The following is a 2,326-nucleotide window of genomic DNA, read 5'->3' as shown; positions in this document are numbered from 1 at the left end:
TGGTGCTGGCGGCGAACCACTCCGGCGACAGCGCCGCGACGGCCGCCGTGTGCGGCTCGATCATGGGCGCGGCGCACTCGGCGGAAGCGGTGCCGCAGAGCTGGCGGCGGAAGGTCGAGCTGGGCGATGTAGTCGAGCAGCTGGCGCGGGACGCGGTCGAGGAGTTCGGCGCGAACCCGCCGGCCGTTCCGGAGTGGCTGAGCCGCTACCCGGCGGGCCCGGCCGCGCCGATCGCGAGCCCGGTTTCGGCGCGGGTGGCCGCTGCGGAGGAGTCCGGTGAGTCGGCTTCCGGTGCGGAGTCGGGTGCCGGTGCCGCGCCGGACGCCGGTTCGGGTCCCGCGGCCGGTGCGAGCCCTGCGGCCGATGCCGCGTCCGTCGCCGGTTCGGCATCCGCTGCCGACTCGGCACCCACCGCCGGGTCGGCATCCGCTGCCGACTCGGCAACCGGTACCGGACGATCGGCGGATACCGGTCCATCGGCGGATGCCGGTGAATCGGCGGATGCAGCAACATCCTCGAACTCGGAAACGGACCCGGCAACGGGCTCCGAGTCGGCGGCTCCGTCGACCGGTTCCGCGGCTGCCGCCTCGGTTTCCACGTCCGCTGCCGCGCAGACCGCGGCCGATTCTCCGGCAGGAGATGCGAAGCGCGACGAGACCGCTACCGGTGCCGCTTCCGGAGGAACGGCCGCCCAGCTCGCCGCCACCCAGCTCGCCGCCGGAAACGGAACCGACGACAGCTCCGGCGAGCAGGACACCGCTCAGCGGCCCGGTTCCGGTCCGGACGCCGCTTCTGGCCGGAGGCCCGGCTCCGACCAAGGTCCCGGATCGACACCGGGAATCGGCCAGGGCGCGGTGTCTGGCCCGCACTTCGGGACCGGCCAGGGCTCGATGGCCGAGGAACGGGATTCCGACCGGCAAGACCAGGCCGGACAACCCGACGCCGAGCGGCATGACGCGGCTGAGCAGCATTCCGCGGCCCAAGCCGCCGCGGAAATCTCGGCAGCCGAACAACCGGCCGAGTCCGCGCCCGCACAGCCGGCAGCTGATCAGCAGGCCACGGAAGCGCGGACGCAGGCGCGATCCGAGCGAACCGCGACCGAGCCGCCGACCGCCGAACCGATCGCCCAAGAATCCGCGGCCGCGCAGCAGCCTCCGGTGACGACTGCATCGGCGCTCGCGCACGAGCCCGCGGCCACATCGCAGGCAGCCCGGGGGTCCGCAGCGGCTCAGGAGCCCGCAGCGGCTCAGGACTTCGCAACAACCCGGCAATTCGCTGCGACCGAACAACCGGCAGCGAACGGGCAACCTGCAACGACCGCGGATCCCGCAGAGTCCGAACCTGTTCAACAGCAACCGGCAGCCCAGGACCCCGAACCGGCCCGGAGCCCGGCAGCCGCCCGGGTCCCAGGCGCCCAGACTTCAGCGGCCGAGACTTCAGCGGCCGAGACTTCAGCGGCCGAGGCTCCGGCCGCGGAGACGTCGCAGGAGTCGTCCTCCGATGACGGCGACGGTCTCTCCCACGAGGAACTCCGCCTCCTGGCCGCCTGGCGCAAGTTCCGCGACGGCGAGGACGACACCCCCAACGACCTCTCCGAGGGCCTGCACAAGCTGCTGCAAGAGGCGTTCGGCGCCGAACGCGCCGCGCAACTGGTCGCCTCCGGCGACGAGGACGGCGAACTCCCCGAGGAAACTCCGCAACCGCTCAACCGGCTCGACCGGCTCGCGGGCTGCGCGCTCGGCTGCGCCGCGGGTGACGCGCTCGGCGCCCCGTGGGCCTACACCGCGCAGCGGATGATCCTGCGCAAGCAACCGGACGGGGTTCGGGAGCTGACCGAGCACCTCGGCGCGATCGGCAACGCGAGCGCGATCGGCCAGCAGTCGGTGTTCGTGCTGAACGGCCTCCTGCGCGCGACCGTCCACAGCAGACTCCACGGTTCGGCTTCGGAGGCCGAGTCGGTGCGCGGCGCCCTGCAGCAGTGGGTCGTGGCGCAGGGCGCCACCGAGCCGGTGGTCCGCCCCGATCCGCTGGCCGCCGACGCGCGGCTGCGCACCCAGCGCGTCCCGGACGAGGCGACGCTGACGGCGCTGGGCACTTGGGACGGCCAGGCCGGTCTGCCGACTCCGGCCGCTGCACCGAACCAGGCCACCGGCGCGGGGGCCGCGGCCCGCGCGGCGCTCGTCGGCCTGCACGCCGACACCCCGGCCGCGGCCGCGGAGCTCGGCATCTCGATCGGCGTTCTCACGCACGGCCACCCGGACGGTTACCTGCCCGCCGCGGCGGCGGCCGCGATGGTCGCCGCGCTGGGCGACGGGCAGACGCTTGC

Annotated in this window: 1 protein-coding gene; it reads left to right on the top strand. The window is 74.2% G+C overall.

All coding sequences use genetic code 11. From position 1 onward, the window contains the following. The coding region (locus tag IJH84_RS18620) for an ADP-ribosylglycohydrolase family protein (protein ID WP_295146764.1) at positions 1 to 2,326 on the top strand (2,326 nt) is incomplete at both ends.

It is taken from the genome of Saccharopolyspora sp., assembly GCF_017434145.1.
GTDB classification, from domain to species: domain Bacteria; phylum Actinomycetota; class Actinomycetes; order Mycobacteriales; family Pseudonocardiaceae; genus Saccharopolyspora_C; species Saccharopolyspora_C galaxeae.
The sequence above is the reverse complement of the archived record's forward strand: the minus strand, read 5'-3'. Positions and strand labels throughout refer to the sequence as shown.